Here is a 17,398-nt window from a genome sequence, read left to right on the forward strand (position 1 = left end):
AATTCAGTCGGTTTCTCAACGATCCAGATAACCCGGCTTGCGCTTGTCCATGAAGGCAGCGACCGCCTCCTGGTGATCTTCCGTGTGATGGGCCAGGGACTGGTAGGCGGCAGACAGCTCCAGCAGAGAATCGAGGCGCATGTGCTGGCCTTCACGCAGCAGGCGTTTGCACAGGCGTAGGGCATGGCCTGGGTTGCTGGCGATACGCTGAGCCAGGGAGTGCGCTTCGGCCTGCAGGGTTTCATGGGTGCAAACCTGCTCCACCAGCCCCCACTCCAGCGCCTTGGCGGCGTTGATGGTGTCACCGGTGAAAGCCATCAGGCTGGCCTTGGGGATGCCAATGATGCGCGGCAGCAGCCAGGCGCCACCATCGCCAGGAACTATGCCCAGGCGCACGAAGCTTTCGGCGAACAGCGCCGAACTGGAAGCCAGGCGGATGTCGCACATGCAGGCCAGATCCAAGCCGGCGCCAATCGCCGGACCGTTGACCGCGGCGATCACCGGGATGTCCAGCTCATACAACGCCAGCGGGATACGCTGGATGCCGTCGCGATAGGTATTGCGCAACTCAAAGGGTGAGCCGGCGAAGATCCCCTCGCGGCTACGCATATCCTTGACATTACCACCGGCGCAGAAAGCGCTGCCGTTGCCGGTCAGCACCATGACCCGTGCCGAGCGGTCCCTGCGCAGTTCAGCGCAAAGGTCGACGAACTCCTGGATCTGCTCCGGCGAGGTCAGCGCGTTACGGGTTTCCGGATGGTTCATGCGCACGGTGACGATGCCGCCATCCCGCTCGATCTGCAGAAAGGGATTCATAGCGTATGCCCCTCGAGTCCTGGTAGAGGTTGTTTCGCATGCTCGGTGAGCAACGGCCAGTAGCCTTCGCCACCACTGGCACAGACCAGTTGGCCAATACGCTGGCTCCACAGACTGGCCGAGCCGAACTCGCTGCGCCAGGCCCACAGGCGCCGCGATAGCAGGTGCAGCGAATATTCCTGGGTGAAGCCTATGGCGCCATGTACCGAATGGGCGATGCCGGCAGCGCTACTGGCCGCCTCTGCGGTGCTGACCTTGGCAGCGGCGATGGTGAGAGCGGCCAGCGCCGTGTCCGACTCGACGAAAGCCGCCTCCGCGGCGATGCCGGCAGCGGCCGCCTGCTCGGCGAACACCGCGAGTTGCTGCTGGATGGCCTGAAAGGCGCCGATCGGGCGACCGAACTGGGAGCGCTCGCCGGCGTATGTGGAAGTCATCTCCAGCAGCGCCCGCGAGGCGCCGGCGATCTGTGCGGAGCGCAGCAACGCACCACCCAGCAGCAGGACATCAGCAGGGATTCCTGGCGGCAAGGGCGCACTGGCGAGCACCGGGGCCGTCCTGAAGCGCAGGCCGTCGCGCGGCTCGCCGGCCACGTTCAGGCCCAGACTCTGTTCGGCTGCCTCGGCGCGGGCAAGCAGCACTACGCAAGGCGTGCCGGCATCGTCGGCAATGGCCACCACGGCTTCGGCATGCCGGCCCCAGGGCACGTCATGCACTGCACCGTCCACCTTGCCATCACACAGATCGAGCCGGGCATCCGCGGCAAAGCTGAGGACGCCGCTCTGCCCCTTGAGGCCGGCCTGGCCGAGCAGCCAGTTGGCCAGCAGCGCCTCGCCCAAGGGTATTGGCGCGGCAAAACGTCCGGCGGCGCGGACCAGCACATGGAGGTCGGCCCAACCCGCCTCGGCGCCCCCCAGGAGCTCCGGCACACCGGCCAGAGTAAACCCGGACTCCTCCACGGCGGTCCAGAGTTCGGCAGGCCACACGCCGCCTTCACAGCCGAGCACGTATTCCGGCGTGGCCAGGTCGCCGAGCAGACGCTCGATGGTCGATTCGAATAGTTCTCGCATGATTATCGCAACCCCAGACCGCGCGCGATGATGCCGCGCAGGATTTCGCGGGTGCCTCCGCGCAGTGAGAAGGACGGCGCCATCTGCATCAGATAGGCCAGGACCCGGGCATGCTCGCTGCCGCCACTCAGGCGCGGCTCGGCCTCGACCAGCAATTGAGCGACCTCGGGAATCTCCTGCTCGAACAGGTTGCCCAGGTCCTTGACGCAGGAAGCGGCCCAAGTAGGGTGCTCGCCGGCGGCCAATTGCGCGGTGACCGCCAGCGACATGTTGCGCAGAGTCACCAGCTTCGCCGTGAGGCGGCCGATTTCGCGGCGTTGCAGGGCGTCCGGGGTACTGCCCAACGCGTCGACAAGTGTTTTCAGCAACGCCATGCAGCTCAGGAAACGCTCCGGACCGCTGCGCTCGAAAGCCAACTCGGCGGTCACCTGCTCCCAGCCCTTGCCCTCGGTACCGATCAGCGCGTCCGCGTCGAGCTGGACATTGTCGAAGAACACTTCGTTGAAATGCTCGCCGCCGGCCAAGTCGCGGATCGGGCGGATGCTGATCCCCGGCAGGCTGAGGTCGACGATGAACTGCGACATGCCCTCATGGCGGGCCGCCTGCTTTTCGCCAGTACGCACCAGGGCGATCATGAAATGCGAGTGCTGGGCGTTGGTGGTCCACACCTTCTGCCCATTGAGCAGCCAGCCGGCCTCGTTGCGCCGGGCAGTGGTCTTGATCGACGCCAGGTCGGAGCCGGAGTTCGGCTCGCTCATGCCAATGCAGAAGTAGCTTTCGCCACGGCAGATCGGCGGCAGATAGCGGTCTTTCTGCGCGGCACTGCCGAAGCGGTTGATCAGCGGCCCACTCTGCCGGTCGGCGATCCAGTGCGCCGACACCGGCGCACCCACGGCAAGCAGCTCCTCGATGACCACGTAGCGCGAGAAGGGTCCGGCCTCGCTGCCGCCATACTGCTTCGGCAATGCCATGCCGACCCAGCCCCGACTACCGAGCTTGCGACTGAAGTCCGCATCGAATCCCATCCAGGACTGCGCCCTGGAGGTCGCCTGGTACTCGGCGAGGTTGTCCTTGAGAAATTCCCGCACCTCGCGGCGAAGCGATTCCGCCTCGGGAGGAATCCTGCTGTAGGTAAATTGAGCAATAGACATGCGTACTCTCGAAAACTGGCAGGCGATCGAACCTGTACGCCCTCTCCCGTCACGGCGGGAGAGAGCACGTCAGGAACCCCTCAGAGAGCGGTACCGGCATCCGCCTTGGCGAACATCGCATTGATGTCGCCAGAGGTGACCGGCTTGCCGTCCGCACGCCCATGATCGGCGCCGCCGAGGCCGAGAGCCGGCTCGGTCTTCACATGGGCGGCCTTGGCACGCAGGGCGCCAACGGTGCAGTTCTCCCGGCCGAGGATAGCGAACGGATCGTAGGAGAACTCGCGCATGGCGTTGAGGTGGGTGACCTTGTCGATGGTTTCCTTAGGCAAGTGCTGCAGGCCGACCCAGGCGCTTTCTGGCGAGTACGGCCAGGTGCAGTCGGAGTGCGGGTAGTCGCTTTCCCAGGTGACCATGTCTTCGTTCATGAACTTCAGGTTCTGCAGACCGAAGTTGTCTTCGATGAAGCAGGTGATGAAGTGCTTGTGGAAAATGTCGCTGGGCAGCTTGCCGTCGAAGTTCGAGTTGGTCCAGGCGTTGTGGTGGCGATGGGTGAAGTCGGCACGCTCCAGCAGGTAGGGAATCCAGCCAATGCTTCCTTCGGACAGGGCCATGCGCAGGTTGGGGAACTTCTTCCACATCGGCGCCCAGATCCAGTCGGCCGCCGAGTTGGCAATGGAGATCGGCATGGAGGTGATCCAGGCGTCAATCGGCGACAGGTCGGAGGCGTGGTTGGCCTTGACCCCGGTGCCGATGTGGCAGCAGATCACCACGTTGTTGTCGGCACAGGCCTTCCACAGCGGATCCCAGTAGTCGCTGTGGATCGACGGGAAGCCGTGCATCGCCGGGTTGTCGGACAGCGACACGGCATGCACACCCTGCTTGGCCAGGCGCTCGACTTCGGCGGCAGCGGCCTGCATGTCCCACCAGGGCACCAACATCAGCGGGATGAAACGGCCCGGCGCGGCATTGCACCAGTCATGCAGGTGCCAGTCGTTGTAGGCCTGGATCGCCGCCAGGGATACCGCACGGTCGGCATGCACCTGGAAACGCTGGCCAGCAAAGCCGGGGAAAGTCGGAAAGCACAGCGAACCGAGCACGCCATTGGCGTTCATGTCATCGACACGGTCGCTGATGTTCCAGGTGCCACGGCGCATCTGGTCGTAGCCCAGCGGCTCCATGCCGTACTCCTCCTTGGGACGGCCAACCACCGAGTTGAGGCCCATGTAGCCGGTAGCCTGCTCCTCGAAAACCCATACATCACGCTCTCCGCGCTTGACGACATGCGGCTCGCGTCCCTTGAAGCGGGCAGGCATGTGGCGAGCAAAGGCATTTGGCGGCTCGATTGCGTGATCATCGACGCTGACGAGAATCAGATCTTCAACCTTCATTGTTGTTTTCCCCTTCGCTTAATGGGTTCTTGAAGTGCCTTTGATCATAGAGCACGCCAGAGAAAAACTAAACACTTTTTTTAAATATGTTCAACTAATCGATCTACCTACAATCTCTCGCTTGCGCCACCAAGCCCCCGCGCGCGTGGCCAGGCATTGCCGCCCCCACTCCGCCCGGCAATGCCACTCAGTCCCAGATCACGTGCACGTGATGAGGACCGCGCAACTGTGCCCCGATGATCTCCGGAGCCGGCTTGTCCGGATCGAGGCGGATGTTCGGCATCAGGTCGAGGATGGCGTTGAGCGCACAGTTGATCTCCGTCTTGGCGACGAACTGGCCGATACACATATGCGGGCCGAAGCCGAAGCCGAATGACGGTTTAGCGCGGCGGTCGATGTCGAACGTATCGGCATTCTCGAACGCGTCCTCGTCGCGGTTGGCCGAGGTGACGATGCACGAGACCATGGCTCCCTGGGGAATGGCCACACCACGGATCTCCACGTCCTTGGCCGCCTGGCGCACCTTGAAGGTGGCCACCGGCTCGTAGCGCACGGCTTCGTCGATGGCCTTGGGTACCAGGCTGCGGTCCTCGCGAATGCGCGCCAACAGCTCCGGCCTTTCCAGCAGCAATGTCATCAGCGTGCCAAATGTACGCGTGGTCGTTTCGCTGGCCGCGGGCAGCAGCGAGCGGACGAAGGTGGTGATCTCGTGATCGTCCAGCGAACGGCCTTCGTACTCGGCGCGGATCAGCCGGCTGATCAGGTCGTCGCCTGTGGCGCCCTCGGAGCGGCGCTGCGCCACCACCACCTTGACCACGTCGTAGAGTGCCTGCGCGGCCTCCATCGCCGCACCGCGCGCGGCCGCGGCTTTCTCGGGGTCGACCTGCGGTCCAGCCAGAATGGCCAGGGCCCAGGCGGCGTACTGTTCGATTTCCTCGGGGCGGTCCTCGGGGAAGCCGATTAGCGAGTAGATCACGCGGATGGGGAAGTACAGGGCGAACTCCATGATGTCCGCCCCCTTGCTGGCCACCATGGGCTGCAGGTATTCCTCACGGATTACCCGGTCAATCTTGGTTTCCTTCCAGCGATTGACCGTCTCGGGCATGAACACCGGCTGCAGCAGACTGCGGATGTTCTTGTGCGCCTCACCGTCCATCGCCGTGAGGATCAGGCCATCGAAGAACGAACCCAGCCCCTCGGCGATGAAACCACTGGTGAAGTTGGTCGCATCACGCATCACCGCCATGACGTCGTTGTACTTGAACAGGGTGAAAGCGGGGCGGTCAGGATCCAGCCCGGCAATCGACGGTACGCCCAGGCGCGCCATGAAGTTCTCCGGGAGAACGGGAGATTTCTCGCGCATTTCGCGATACACCGCGTGCAGATCGATGTCGGCGCCACGGTAATTGCTCGCGACATTGGCGAAGACCTGTTCCAGATTGCTTTGGGACGGGGCGGACATGGACATCTCCTTTCTTATTGTGCACTGTCGGAATGCATGGCCTGACGGGGCTGTGCCTTACCGGGCATCTTAGGCACTCCCCGCCAACAATTGAACGATTTTTTACATTATGACTAATTATCCAAGAAACCCCACGAGACCAAGTAGCGACAAGCAACCAGGTCAATAGGCCTGCTGGACATAAGTCATACGGCCACCAGCCAGCATCAGGGCGCAGAACATGTTGATCTCCGTCACCTGCGCCGAGCTGAAGAACTCCTCCATCCGCGCATAGTGCCCATCGTCGATGGCCATGTAGTCGCCGGCGAACAGTTCGGCAAAACGCAGGGCCGCCCGCTCGGCGGGCGTGAAGCGCTCACTGTCCGTCGCCAGGCAGGCGATGTCCTCTTCGCTGACCGCGTCGGATTTGCGCGCCAGCTGGCAGGCCTGGCAGGTGGTGATGCTGGCGATCTTCAGTCGCAGCAGTTCGCGCAGCCGCTCGTCCAGCAGGCTGTCCCGGTAGAAGCCGCTCATCAACTCCAGCCAGGCCTGCGCCAGGGCCGGGCGGTGTGCCCAGACCTGAACCGGCCTGCTGGAGCTGAGCATGCGGCTTGCCCGCCCCTGGGCGATGGCATCGCGCAATGCGGCCGGCATCTCGTCCAGCGGTACCATGGGGATCCGAGGCATGCTCAATCGAGGCGCTCGATGACGGTCGCGGTGCCCATGCCGCCGGCGCAACAGATTGCTTGCAAGCCATAGCGGGCGCCACGCCGCTCCAGTTCGTTGAGCAGCGTGGTCATCAGCCGCGCACCACTGGCACCGAGCGGATGGCCCAGGGCGATGGCACCGCCATTGACGTTGAGCCGCTCGTGCGACACACCGGTTTCGCGCATCCAGACCAGCGGCACCGAGGCGAAGGCCTCGTTGACTTCGAACAGATCGATGTCGTCGATGCGCAGGCCGGTCTTCTCCAGCACCTTATAGGTGGCGGCGATCGGTCCGGTGAGCATCAGCGTAGGGTCGGCGCCCACGGTGGTAAAGGCGCGAATCCGTGCACGCGGCCTGAGCCCCAGACGTTGCGCCGTTTCCGCCGACATCAGCAGCAACGCCGCCGCGCCGTCGGAAATCTGCGAGGAGTTTCCGGCAGTGATGCGCCCACCCTCCGGGCGGAAACTGGTTTTCAGGGTCGACAGTTTCTCCCGCGAGGTGTCGCGGCGAATGGTCTCGTCGGCACGCAACGGCGCTGCGGGTTCACTCAGGCTGTGCTCGCGCAGGGCTTCGACCGGCACCTCGACGATCTCGTTAGCGAAACGCCCGGCATCCGCCGCGGCCGCCGCACGGCTGTGACTGGCGAAGGCATAGTCATCCAGCTCATCACGACTGAGCGACCACTTGTCGGCTATGCGTTCGGCGGCCTCGCCCTGGCTGGTCAGCTCGTGGCGCTCGGCCGCCATCCAGCCGAAGGCCTCGCCATGGATCTCACGGTTGCTACCCATGGGCACTCGGCTCATGTTCTCCGCCCCGCCGGCGACCACGATGTCGGCGGAGCCGGTGGCGATGGCGCCGGCGGCAAGATGCACTGCCACCTCGCCAGAGCCGCATTTGCGGTCGATGGTCAGGCCGGGAATGGTCACCGGCCAGCCGGCGCTGAGCAGTGCGGTGCGGGCGATGTTGGCCGACTGCTCGCCGATCTGGGTGACACAGCCGAAGATCACGTCATCGACTTGCGCGGGCGACAGATCGACGCGCTCCAGCAACTTGCCGATCACCAGCGCACCCAGATGGTCGGCACGCACACCGGCCAGGCTGCCACGGAAGCGGCCGATCGGCGTACGCACCGCATCAACGATCACGATGTCTTTCATAGTGCACTCGCCTTGAGCCCGGAACCCGGCACCCGCTTGCCCTCGTCATAGCGATAGACCCCATGTCCGGTCTTGCGCCCCAGGCGGCCGGCGGCAACCATCTTGATGATCAGCGGACATGGACGGAATTTCTCACCCAGGGTCTGGTGCAGGTAGCGCAGCACCGACAAGCGGGTATCCCAGCCGGTCAGGTCACCCAGCTCCAGTGGGCCCATGGGGTGGTTGAAACCCAGACGCAGAGCTGTGTCGATGTCCTCGGCACTGGCCGTGCCCTCTTGCAGCATGTACATGGCCTCGTTGCCGAGCAGCGCGGACATGCGGCTGGTGGTCAAGCCGGGGGATTCGTTGACCACGATCGAAGTCTTGCCCATGGCGTCGCACAGAGCGCGTGTGCGCACCAGGGCCTCGTCGCTGGTCGCCAGGCCGCGCACCAGCTCCACCAGCTTCATCTTGTGCACCGGATTGAAGAAGTGCATGCCGATGACCCGCTCGGGAGCGGCCAGCGAAGCGGCGATCTCGGTCACGCTCAGCGCCGAAGTGTTGGTGGCGATGATCGCGCCGGGCGCCAGCAGGGGCTCGGCCTGGGCGACTACCGCCTTCTTCACTTCCAGCTTCTCGGAGACCGTTTCCACCAGCCAGTCGGCGCCCCGTGCCGCCTCGCTCAGGTCGCCACTGGTTGCCAGGCGTGCCAGGGAGGCCTGCGCCGATTCGGCGGTAACCTTGCCGAGCCCCACACCGTCGCTGAGGATCTTGCCGATATTGTCCCTGGCACGGGCCAGCGACTCCGGATTGGTGTCCACCAGCACGGTGGGATAGCCGGAACTGGCGAAGCCATGCGCAATGCCGGTCCCCATCAGGCCGGCACCTACCACTACGATTTTTTCTTCTTTATCAATGCTCATGTTTCGCTCTCGATTTAGACGCGGGACTTCTCGCTCACCACGTTGCGCAATGTGCCTATGCCTTCGATGGTCGCCTCGACCACATCTCCCGGATTGAGGAACAATCCCGTACCCATTCCGACGCCGGCCGGCGAACCGGTGAACAACACGTCGCCACAGGCAAAGCTGGAGCGTTGCTGGACGAAACGGATCAACTGGCCGACATCCCAGGTCATTTCGGCGGTCGAGCCATCCTGGCGGATCTCGCCATTCACCTTGAGGACCAGGCGCAGCTTGGGCGAGCCGGCTGGGAACTCGTCCTTGGTGACGATCCAGGGCCCCAGGCCGGTGGTGCGGTCCTGACTCTTGGCTGCAAACAGGTCCATACCGATACCGGCCGGCCCACTACGCTGCAGGTCGCGCGCGCTGACGTCGTTACCGACCGTGTAGCCCAGCACGCAGGCCAAGGGGTCCGCCAGGTCGATGTCAGCACTGCCGATCACCGCCACCAGCTCGACCTCATGATCGAGCTCCTCGGTCAAAGGGGGATAGCGAATCGCATCATGGGCGCCGATCAGAGCGCCGTAGGCCTTCAGGAAGGCTACCGGCTGGGTCGGGCTGGAAAGGCCGAAGTCCTCGGCCAGGTGCTTGGCGTAGTTGGCCCCCGCCACCACTACCCGGTTCACCGGCTCGATCGGCGGCAGCAAGCGCACCTTGGATAACGGTAGTGCCGACCCGGAAAGACGCAGCGCACTGATTCCAGCCCCTTTGGCCACAGCGGGTGCCCAAGAGGAAAACTCGCCGGTGATGGCGTGTACTTCGTCCCGTTCAGGATCGACCACCGCCCAGAAAGGGCCGGTCTCAAAATAGGAGCAACGCGCCAGTTTCATCAGACGCCTACCTTGCCCAATTTTGCCGGATCGATATGCAGCAGCTCGCAGGCATTCTTCCAACGAATCTTCTGCAGATCCTCGTCCGACAGGCGCAGCCCTTCGGTCAGGTCATGGCGCACGGCATCGCTGCCACCGAAATTGGAACCGTAGAGAATCCGGTCTGCACCGATGATGTCGACCAGGGCCTGGCGCATGGGTACCTCATGCAGCTCCACGTCGAAGTAGAAGTTGGACAGATAGTCCAGGAAGGGCTTCTTGTTGTGATAGACGTCGAGATTCGGATTGGTCTGCGCCAAACGCCCCAACTGGTAGGGAGCGAAGCCCCCACCGTGGGTGATGTAGACCTTCAGGTTCGGGAAGCGATCCAACACGCCACCATTGATCAGGTACCAGAGGCACTTGGTTTCGTCGTAGTTCATTCCGACGATGGCAGTGGTTTCGAAACGGTCGGTGTTGGCTCGGCTGCCCCAGGTCACGGACTGGTTGTAGCCATGCACGAATATCGGCAGATCGAGATCGCACAACGCCTCCCAGACCGGATACAGCTCAGGCGAATCGAATTCCATACCACCGAAGTTGGAGCCGCCGGCCACCAGCCCCTTGGCACCCAGCTCGGTACAGGCGCGGCGGATTTCCTTGGCCGCCTCATGCGGTACGTTCAACGGCGCATGGGCCCAGAACATCAGGCGATTGGGTGCAGCCGAGCAGTAACCGGCCAGCACGTCGTTGACCTTGCGGGCGAAAGGCACCGCGAACTCGGCCTCGGCCCAGTACATGTAGCAATGGCTCGGCACCGACAGAACCTGGGCGGTTTGGCCGGCCGCGTCCATTGCGGCGAGGCGGTGGTTCGGGTCGCGCCACTTGGCCATGTACTCCGCAACGTTCAGTGTTTCGCCGCGGGCATGCGCCTCGCGCAGCGCCTTCTTACGCTCCGGTGCCCCCAGGGTCAGGATCCAATCGCCCACACGCAACTTGATATCGCCATCGGGCTGGGACTCGAAAGCAGGCCCCCAATAGGGATGCTGGTCGTAGTAGTCAGGATGAGGCGCATGAGCGTGGAGATCGATAAGCATAGTCCGGTACCTCTGAAGTGACATTTTTTGTGGTTGTGTAACGTGGCGCTCGCAGCGCGACCGTTCGGCCCAACATGCACGAAAGAAGCGCACATCGGCCCGCCTTCAAGGCAGAGAATAAGTTTAAAATGATCATAAATCAAAAATCTGTTCATATTATTTTTTGATTTGGGCGAAAAAGCCCGTGCCAGAGCCTCACCGCAGACGTGCGAGGACCCGAAGGGGCAACCAGCCGAACAGGAATTCAGGCGAAGAGATGGGGGCGAGCGAGACGCGGGGAAGAAAGAAGAGCGGCCACCCTCATCCAGAGGGCGGCCGAGAACACCGAGGGATCAGCGGCGGGAGCGGGAGGTGGAGCCGATGGTCAGAGCAGCAACGAGCTTTCTCACACGGACTGGGAGAAGACGGCGGCCACTGCCCTCCGGCACGAGAATCTCGCTCAACACGTAGCGGATGACCATTTCGCAAACCAGCTCACGATCGAGCTTGACCCCGAGACGGGCATCCCACTCATCGAAGACTATGCCCAGCAGATCCTGAAAACGCACGATGGAATCATGGAAAATGCGCCGGAAGAAACCCAACGCATACTCAGGCGCCACCACCAGCAGACGCCGTGCGCGACTCTGTTCGAGATAGGTATCGAGGTAGGCGATCAGCGCATTCAGGCGTGCGTCAGGATCGGCTATATCCTCCAGGGCCTGGGACAGGGAGCTATGGAAGCTGTCCCGCTTGTGCCGGGAGAAGGTGTCCAGAAGGTCTTCCTGGGATGAGAAGTAGCGATAGAAGGTGCCCCGCGACACCCCCGCCACCTGGCAGACATCCAGGATCGAGATCCTGTCCGCCCCGGAGCGCAGCACCACCTCTTCGGTGGCGGCGAGGATATTGCCAATGGTCTCCTCGGAGCGCCGGTTGGGCTTTACGTTGACTCCGGCCACCGATGACGCGCGACCATTTTTCTGAACAGCCTGTTTAACCGCAGTGGAAGGCTTCTCTGCAGGGGCGGTTTTCCTCCTGGCAGGAGCGACAGGCTCTATTTTGCTGGACTTCGTAGCGTTCCTTGACATTGATAGGGATTCTCAGTTGGTAAATTTTCGTCACATTAGCACAGGATATAGGCAGTACTACATGGATTTGTTCAAATCTTAGCTGGAGACAAGCGACAAATTTGAATTTAGAATGGCATTCTCCCACCAAAATAAAATCTGCCATCCCACAGCGGGAAAGGCCTCCAAAGGAGATGAGCTATGAGTGGCATTGGTCATCCGGACACATGGTCCGTAGGCGAGAGAGACACCGCCATCGCAGCGCTCGATCGAGCGGTTGCACGGCATCCAGACAGGGTGCTGCTGGATTTCAGCGGAAATCTATACACATATGCAGAAGTTGACTCTCTGTCCACCCGCATGGCTCACGCCCTGGCCACCCTTGGCGTGCAACCGGGCGAGACTGTGCTGACCATGCTGGACAACAACATCGACGCGGTCGTCTGCTGGCTGGCCATCAACAAGCTCCGCGCGGTGAGCGTGCCGATCAACACCGCGCTCAAGGGCGAATTCCTGCGCCACCAGATCGCCGACACGAGGACCCACCTGGTCATCTGCGAAGCCGACTACCTGCCGCGCATCCTCCCACTCGCCGAGCAGCTCAGCGAGGTCAGCCAAATCCTCTACCGTGGTGAACTGGCCGAGCCCACCGAATGCAGGATTCCGATTGCCGCCCTGGACGAGTTCCGCGGCGAGGACGACACGCCTTTCACCAGCAAGCCCGAGCCTTCCGACCTTGCCTGCCTGATCTACACCTCCGGCACCACCGGCCCTTCGAAAGGATGCATGATCAGCTACAACTTCATGTGCAATCTGGCCCGCCTGCAGTTACGTGCCGGCCCGGCCGACGAGAACGACGTGACCATCACGCCGCTGCCGCTGTTCCATATGAACGCCCTGTGCGTCAGCATCATCGCCAGTATCCTGGTCGGCGCGCGGGCTGCCATCCTGCCGCGCTTCTCGGTCTCCAATTTCTGGCAGGAAGTCGAACGCTCCGGAGCGACCATCGCCTCCATCCTAGGTGGCATGGGTGGCCTGCTCGCCCAGGCGCCGGACAATGATGCGATGAGGCGCTGTTACGGCCAGATCCACACGGCGCGTGGCAACCCCTACACCGAGGAAACCAAGAAGATCTGGCGAGAGCGCTTCGGTACCAAGTTGGTCGGAGGCAATGGCTATGGCCTCACCGAAGCTTGCGTGGTCACCTCCCTGGCGGCCGGCGAATACGCGGCGCCCGGCTCATCCGGCAAGCGAATCCCGGACTTCGACGTGCGCATCGTCGACGACAACGATCAGGAACTGCCGGCCAACACCCCCGGCGAGATCGTGGTTCGTCCGCTGCGCCCGGACATCATGTTCCAGGGCTACTGGAACCGCCCGGCGGACACCCTGAAGCTGATGCGCAACATGTGGTTCCACACCGGTGACATCGGCAAGTTCGACGACGACGGTTTCTTCTATTTCGTCGACCGCAAAAAGGACTACCTGCGGCGCCGTGGCGAGAACATCTCCAGCTTCGAAATGGAAGCAGCCTTCGCCGTACACCCGGACCTCGCCGAGGTTGCGGTGCATGCCGTTCCATCCGACAAGGGTGAGGATGACGTCAAGGTGACTGCCGTGCTGCACCAGGAGGCCCGATTGACACCGGAAGAGCTGTTCCACTGGGCGACCGATTCGGTGCCCTACTACGCCCTGCCGCGATATATCGAGTTCCGCCGCAGCCTGCCGAAGAATCCCCAGGGCCGCGTGCTGAAGTACCAGTTGCGCGACGAGGGCAAGACGGCCGATACCTGGGATCTGGAAGACACAGACATCAAGGTCGCAAAAAAATGACCCGCACGCCAGGCTGGCATCCCCAGCCTGGCCCCCCCCCCCACGGAACAAAGGCGCGGCGCCACCCGCACCGGTCGCCTTGTCAATATTCGCGAACCGGAACGTCCGCCGGACGGGAGTTATAGCCGGGCAGGTGCAGCCCACCATCGACGTGGATTGTTTCGCCAGTGACGAAGCGCGACATTTCCGACGCCAGGAACACCACCACCGGCCCGATGTCCTCCTCCGGCTCGCCGCAGCGCCCCAGCGGTCGCATGGCCGCGGAGCGCTCGGCGAAGCCCGGGTTCTCTGCAGCCAACTTGTGGAAGGTCGCGCCCATGGCAGTTGGCGCGATCGCGTTCACGCGAATGTTGAAACGCCCCCACTCCGAGGCAGCACTGCGGGTCAGGCCGACGACGCCCGACTTGGCCGCGTTGTAGTCGCCATGCAACCAGGCCCCGACCTCGGTGTCGATGGAATAGAAGTTGATGATTTTGCCACCTCCACGCACGCGCATATGCGGCAGGGCGGCCTTCATCGACCACCAGGCGGCCCACAGAGTGGAGTCCAGGGTGCGGGCCAGCATCTCGTCGGTCTTATCCTCCAACAGCACGTTGGGTGTGGGAGCGAAGGCATTGTTGACCAGGATGTCCAGGCCGCCGAACCGCTCGACGGCCACCTGGATGGCCGCCTCGACATCCACCTTGCGGGTAACGTCGGTCTTGACGAACAGGGCCCGGGCTCCCAGTGCCTGCAACTCCTGCTCCACGGCCCTGCCGCTGATCTCGTCGAGCTCGGCGACCAGCACTGCGGCACCGGCCTTAGCAAAACTCAGCGCCACCCCTCGCCCGATTCCACCGCCAGCACCGGTGATCAGCGCCACTTGCTCTTGCAACAGCTTCATAGCGAATTCCTTCTTGTTTTTTGGTGAACATTTTTACATATAGTGTTCAAATATACTGCAATCCTTAGCGACAAGCACCTGCGAAAACAGCAAAAGGAAACCACGATGACCAGCATGTTCCGGCGCCGGGTGGAAATAGTTTCGACGATACAGGATGCCACTAGAGAGGTACGCGCGAGCCTGGAGGACGACTTCCACCACTTCCGCGTCTGGCTGCGCCACCGCGACGGTATCGTGAGCGAGATCGGCGGCGAGGCCGTGCGCTATCCCTACTCCGCCTGCCCGCAGGCCGCCGAACAACTGGAGCGGCTGATCGGCATGCCGCTCAGCCAGATAGCCCACTCAGTGACCCGGCAGACAGATGCCCAGCACCAATGCACGCATCTGCTCGACCTGGCTGGCCTGGCCATCGCCAACGCCGCTCGAGGGGCGTCCCGGCGTCGGTACGACATTCAGGTTCCAGACCGCATCGACGAGCGCACCAACCCGGTCCTGCTACGCGACGGCGCCCCCCTGCTTAGCTGGGACGTGCATGGCTCGACCATTGAGGGACCACCGCCCTACTGCGGGGTCAATCTCCGTGAAGGAATGGCTCGCTGGGCGTTCAACAATCTGTCCGAGGAGGAAGCGGAAGCTGCACTGCTGCTACGCCGCTGCACACAGATCTCGCTGGGTCGCATGAACAACCTGGATGCTCAGGTGCATGCCTCCAGCACTGGCCGCTGCTACAGCCAGCAACCGGCACGGGCCACACAAGCGCTGCGGATCAAGGGTTCCACCTGGGACTTCAGCGAAGCGGCGTCAGCGCTGTGCATGGACGACCAGAACTGGCTAGCCGGGAAAGAGGAGGCCCGCCCCTCCTGACGAGGGGCAGGCCAAGGCCATCAGAGGAACACGGCGAGGTTAGGCGTCCCCAGCACAGCCTGATCGAGGATGACCTCACGGCGCGCCAGCTTGAAGCCTTCTTCGGTCAGGCGTAGCACATCCCGGCGCTCACCACTGATGATGTCGACATGGTGGTCCTTGAAGCGGTTACGGGTCAGCAGCAGATAGCTGGTCACCACGAACTCGTCGCCCTTCTCCGTCTCTTCAACGAACACGTTGGTTACCAGGCGACGGGTACGGGAGGGTGGGTCTTCCGCCCAGGCGCTCTTGCCGGACAGGCGCAGGATCCGTCCCATGATCGAGCGGTAGTCGTCGTGGTAGTGCTGTACGCTGCGCACGATAGTGGTGGACAGCTCGGACTGCAGACGGGTATGCCGCAGAGGCACGGTGTAGACCAGGTCGGTGGCCAGGCGCGCGGCCCATTCCTGCAGGCGAATCTGGTCCAGCAACGTCGCCTCCTCGTAAAGGAAGGTCACTACCTGGTTATAGATCTCGGTACCGACCGGGACACGCTTGATGCCAACCGGCGATCCAGGCTGAATCTGGTCGGCGCCACGTTCTTGTACTTGGGCCATGAGTAACTCCTGAAATTGTTGTTGTGCCTGGAGCGACGATCAGTCTTCCGCCGTCATCAGCTCGTGCCAGTACTGCCACCAATGCCACTGGGTGTCGTCCTTGGTGAAACCCTCGTTGACGATACCCGGCCCCGGCCAACCCTCGGGAGCGCCGGTCTCGTAACATGCCTGGTATTTCAAGGTCATCTGGCGGCCCATCGCTCCCTTGGCGGCCAGCGTCATATGCGGCCAGGTATCGGAGTCGTCCTGCTCGACCATGCCGGAGGTGCCGAACAGTTGGATGGTCTGCTTCAGCATCTTCTCGCGCAACTCGGCCGGCGCATCCTTCTCGGCGAAGATCCAGTTGACGAACTCGAGCTTGTCCGGCCCCTGGGGCACGTAGGCGTGCATGGTCATGGAGCCGACCACCGAACCATCGGGCTGTGGAATATAGACAAAACCGAAAAGAATGTTCGGGAACATTCCACCCACTTGCGGCGGCATGCTGGTCAGCACCTTGAGCTGGTCCTCGCTCAGGTTGCGAGACAGCTGCTCGACCATGTCGCGGGTCATTCCAGCCGGCGGCAGCGCGTTCAGCTTCTCCTGCACGGACAGCTCCGCCGGATCGAGGCCAGTCAGACGCTTGATCTTGCGTGCGAGGTCGATGCAGCGCAGGGCGTGACCATGCGGCGAGCTAATCTCCACGCCGATCATCTCGGGGCTGAGATCTGCCCCCTCACCTTCCCCCTGGCCTTTCTTCGCGTAGTTGCCCACTTCGCCCAGCCAACGGTGCAGTGTCAGGGTGTGGAAACCATCGGCGGCCGACTGCTCGCCGGCAGTCTTCCAGTTGGCGTTGACGATGAAGCGCTGTGGCGGACCGAGCACCTCCATACCCTTGTCAGAGCGGCAGAACAGCATGTCGTAGTACCACTTGGCATCGCCGAGGAACTCCTCGAACGACGGACCGTCGACATTCCAGGTAGCGAAGACCAGGCCACCGTAGAGGGTTACCCGGGCTTTTTTCAGGCCCAACTCCTCTTTCGACAGCATCTTGCCGTGCATGCATTCTCGCTCGACCGGCGAGCCGATGAAGTCGCCATTGGGACGGAAGGCCCAGCCGTGGTAGATGCATTTGTGGATCTGTGTGTTACCACAGTCGGCCGTGCTGATACGCATACCACGGTGCGGGCAGACGTTGAGGTTCACATAGACTTCGCCGTCCTTGCCCCGGGCAACGATCACCGAATCGGAGCCCATGTCACGGACCACAAAGTCTCCGGAATTGGGGATCTCGGACTCGTGCCCGAGGAAGACCCAGATCTTGCCAAAGATTTTTTCCATCTCCAGCTCATAGATCTCACGGTCCGACAACACGCGCATCTGCACTTCACGGGTATCGGGGTAGATGAGATCGGAAACCTTGGTTCCGTCGGACAATACAGGGCTTGTTCTTGTTAGCATGATTGCCTCCTGTTCAGGGCGCTACGGCGAATTTAAGCCGGAGCAAATATAAGACACTTTTTATAAAAATGTACATAGAAATCGCCACTCGGAAAGTGAGTGAATCCTTCCACCCACCCCTGGCATACCCGCTACCATCGACCTCTCATGCCCGGGCCGGG

At 62.5% G+C, this 17,398-nt stretch carries 16 protein-coding genes; 2 read left to right on the top strand and 14 right to left on the bottom strand.

The window, feature by feature from the left end:
• Nucleotides 1–15 precede the first annotated feature (15 nt).
• From KF707C_RS18820 to KF707C_RS18870, 11 genes are all read right to left on the bottom strand, one after another.
• The gene (locus KF707C_RS18820; protein WP_003454768.1) at nt 16–816 is read right to left on the bottom strand and encodes a crotonase/enoyl-CoA hydratase family protein; all 801 of its coding nucleotides are present in this window, start codon (nt 814–816) and stop codon (nt 16–18) included.
• Entirely contained in the window at nt 813–1,883 is a 1,071-nt protein-coding gene (locus KF707C_RS18825; RefSeq protein WP_003454766.1) for an acyl-CoA dehydrogenase family protein, read from the bottom strand. Before KF707C_RS18825 ends, KF707C_RS18820 begins: the two co-directional genes overlap by 4 nt.
• A 2-nt stretch (nt 1,884–1,885) precedes the next feature.
• Complete coding sequence (locus KF707C_RS18830; protein WP_003454764.1) at nt 1,886–3,034, bottom strand: acyl-CoA dehydrogenase family protein; 1,149 nt, start codon at nt 3,032–3,034, stop codon at nt 1,886–1,888.
• Nucleotides 3,035–3,114: 80 nt separating this feature from the next.
• Nucleotides 3,115–4,422 carry an amidohydrolase family protein gene (locus tag KF707C_RS18835; protein ID WP_003454763.1) on the bottom strand — a complete coding sequence of 436 codons (1,308 nt, stop codon included), beginning with the start codon at nt 4,420–4,422 and terminating at the stop codon, nt 3,115–3,117.
• A 187-nt stretch (nt 4,423–4,609) separates the two neighbouring features.
• On the bottom strand, nt 4,610–5,884 hold the full coding sequence (locus tag KF707C_RS18840) for a cytochrome P450 (protein ID WP_003454760.1): 1,275 nt from the start codon (nt 5,882–5,884) through the stop codon (nt 4,610–4,612).
• Nucleotides 5,885–6,046: 162 nt separating this feature from the next.
• Nucleotides 6,047–6,550: a carboxymuconolactone decarboxylase family protein gene (locus KF707C_RS18845; RefSeq protein WP_192817704.1), complete on the bottom strand. Its 504-nt coding sequence runs from the start codon at nt 6,548–6,550 to the stop codon at nt 6,047–6,049.
• 2 nt (nt 6,551–6,552) lie between these two features.
• Nucleotides 6,553–7,728 carry a thiolase family protein gene (locus KF707C_RS18850; RefSeq protein WP_003454753.1) on the bottom strand — a complete coding sequence of 392 codons (1,176 nt, stop codon included), beginning with the start codon at nt 7,726–7,728 and terminating at the stop codon, nt 6,553–6,555.
• The gene (locus KF707C_RS18855) at nt 7,725–8,630 is read right to left on the bottom strand and encodes a 3-hydroxyacyl-CoA dehydrogenase (RefSeq protein ID WP_003454751.1); all 906 of its coding nucleotides are present in this window, start codon (nt 8,628–8,630) and stop codon (nt 7,725–7,727) included. Before KF707C_RS18855 ends, KF707C_RS18850 begins: the two co-directional genes overlap by 4 nt.
• Before the next feature lie 14 nt (nt 8,631–8,644).
• Nucleotides 8,645–9,499, bottom strand: coding sequence for a fumarylacetoacetate hydrolase family protein (locus KF707C_RS18860; protein WP_036993586.1), 855 nt, complete (start codon nt 9,497–9,499; stop codon nt 8,645–8,647).
• On the bottom strand, nt 9,499–10,575 hold the full coding sequence (locus KF707C_RS18865; RefSeq protein ID WP_003454746.1) for an amidohydrolase family protein: 1,077 nt from the start codon (nt 10,573–10,575) through the stop codon (nt 9,499–9,501). The genes KF707C_RS18860 and KF707C_RS18865 overlap by 1 nt, the downstream gene beginning before the upstream one ends.
• A gap of 332 nt (nt 10,576–10,907) precedes the next feature.
• Nucleotides 10,908–11,642: a TetR/AcrR family transcriptional regulator gene (locus KF707C_RS18870; protein WP_197704967.1), complete on the bottom strand. Its 735-nt coding sequence runs from the start codon at nt 11,640–11,642 to the stop codon at nt 10,908–10,910.
• Between the two features lie 180 nt (nt 11,643–11,822).
• Between KF707C_RS18870 and KF707C_RS18875 the strand changes: the two genes are divergently transcribed.
• Nucleotides 11,823–13,454: an ATP-dependent acyl-CoA ligase gene (locus KF707C_RS18875; protein WP_003454740.1), complete on the top strand. Its 1,632-nt coding sequence runs from the start codon at nt 11,823–11,825 to the stop codon at nt 13,452–13,454.
• A gap of 82 nt (nt 13,455–13,536) precedes the next feature.
• On the opposite strand, the gene KF707C_RS18880 is transcribed toward KF707C_RS18875, so the two are convergent.
• Nucleotides 13,537–14,337 (bottom strand): SDR family NAD(P)-dependent oxidoreductase, encoded by an 801-nt coding sequence (locus KF707C_RS18880; RefSeq protein ID WP_003454738.1) that lies wholly within the window; start codon nt 14,335–14,337, stop codon nt 13,537–13,539.
• A 105-nt stretch (nt 14,338–14,442) separates the two neighbouring features.
• Here KF707C_RS18880 and KF707C_RS18885 point away from each other — a divergent pair, with 105 nt between their 5' ends.
• Nucleotides 14,443–15,201: a DUF2889 domain-containing protein gene (locus KF707C_RS18885; protein WP_003454735.1), complete on the top strand. Its 759-nt coding sequence runs from the start codon at nt 14,443–14,445 to the stop codon at nt 15,199–15,201.
• Between the two features lie 20 nt (nt 15,202–15,221).
• Here KF707C_RS18885 and KF707C_RS18890 read toward each other — a convergent pair whose 3' ends face one another.
• Both KF707C_RS18890 and KF707C_RS18895 read right to left on the bottom strand, forming a co-directional pair.
• On the bottom strand, nt 15,222–15,797 hold the full coding sequence (locus tag KF707C_RS18890; protein ID WP_003454732.1) for an aromatic-ring-hydroxylating dioxygenase subunit beta: 576 nt from the start codon (nt 15,795–15,797) through the stop codon (nt 15,222–15,224).
• A 39-nt stretch (nt 15,798–15,836) separates the two neighbouring features.
• Nucleotides 15,837–17,237 carry a Rieske 2Fe-2S domain-containing protein gene (locus KF707C_RS18895; protein ID WP_003454729.1) on the bottom strand — a complete coding sequence of 467 codons (1,401 nt, stop codon included), beginning with the start codon at nt 17,235–17,237 and terminating at the stop codon, nt 15,837–15,839.
• Between the last annotated feature and the right edge of the window lie 161 nt (nt 17,238–17,398).

Origin of the sequence: Pseudomonas furukawaii (assembly GCF_002355475.1) — a bacterium.
Lineage (GTDB): Bacteria > Pseudomonadota > Gammaproteobacteria > Pseudomonadales > Pseudomonadaceae > Metapseudomonas > Metapseudomonas furukawaii.

What these genes read in the sequence shown, in the direction of transcription:
- KF707C_RS18870 (WP_197704967.1), bottom strand. Translation starts at nt 11,642, where the DNA reads ATGTCAAGGAACGCTACGAAGTCCAGCAAAATAGAGCCTGTCGCTCCT.
- KF707C_RS18890 (WP_003454732.1), bottom strand. Translation starts at nt 15,797, where the DNA reads ATGGCCCAAGTACAAGAACGTGGCGCCGACCAGATTCAGCCTGGATCG.
- KF707C_RS18835 (WP_003454763.1), bottom strand. Translation starts at nt 4,422, where the DNA reads ATGAAGGTTGAAGATCTGATTCTCGTCAGCGTCGATGATCACGCAATC.
- KF707C_RS18885 (WP_003454735.1), top strand. Translation starts at nt 14,443, where the DNA reads ATGACCAGCATGTTCCGGCGCCGGGTGGAAATAGTTTCGACGATACAG.
- KF707C_RS18880 (WP_003454738.1), bottom strand. Translation starts at nt 14,337, where the DNA reads ATGAAGCTGTTGCAAGAGCAAGTGGCGCTGATCACCGGTGCTGGCGGT.
- KF707C_RS18895 (WP_003454729.1), bottom strand. Translation starts at nt 17,237, where the DNA reads ATGCTAACAAGAACAAGCCCTGTATTGTCCGACGGAACCAAGGTTTCC.
- KF707C_RS18860 (WP_036993586.1), bottom strand. Translation starts at nt 9,499, where the DNA reads ATGAAACTGGCGCGTTGCTCCTATTTTGAGACCGGCCCTTTCTGGGCG.
- KF707C_RS18875 (WP_003454740.1), top strand. Translation starts at nt 11,823, where the DNA reads ATGAGTGGCATTGGTCATCCGGACACATGGTCCGTAGGCGAGAGAGAC.
- KF707C_RS18845 (WP_192817704.1), bottom strand. Translation starts at nt 6,550, where the DNA reads ATGCCTCGGATCCCCATGGTACCGCTGGACGAGATGCCGGCCGCATTG.
- KF707C_RS18850 (WP_003454753.1), bottom strand. Translation starts at nt 7,728, where the DNA reads ATGAAAGACATCGTGATCGTTGATGCGGTGCGTACGCCGATCGGCCGC.
- KF707C_RS18820 (WP_003454768.1), bottom strand. Translation starts at nt 816, where the DNA reads ATGAATCCCTTTCTGCAGATCGAGCGGGATGGCGGCATCGTCACCGTG.
- KF707C_RS18865 (WP_003454746.1), bottom strand. Translation starts at nt 10,575, where the DNA reads ATGCTTATCGATCTCCACGCTCATGCGCCTCATCCTGACTACTACGAC.
- KF707C_RS18855 (WP_003454751.1), bottom strand. Translation starts at nt 8,630, where the DNA reads ATGAGCATTGATAAAGAAGAAAAAATCGTAGTGGTAGGTGCCGGCCTG.
- KF707C_RS18830 (WP_003454764.1), bottom strand. Translation starts at nt 3,034, where the DNA reads ATGTCTATTGCTCAATTTACCTACAGCAGGATTCCTCCCGAGGCGGAA.
- KF707C_RS18825 (WP_003454766.1), bottom strand. Translation starts at nt 1,883, where the DNA reads ATGCGAGAACTATTCGAATCGACCATCGAGCGTCTGCTCGGCGACCTG.
- KF707C_RS18840 (WP_003454760.1), bottom strand. Translation starts at nt 5,884, where the DNA reads ATGTCCGCCCCGTCCCAAAGCAATCTGGAACAGGTCTTCGCCAATGTC.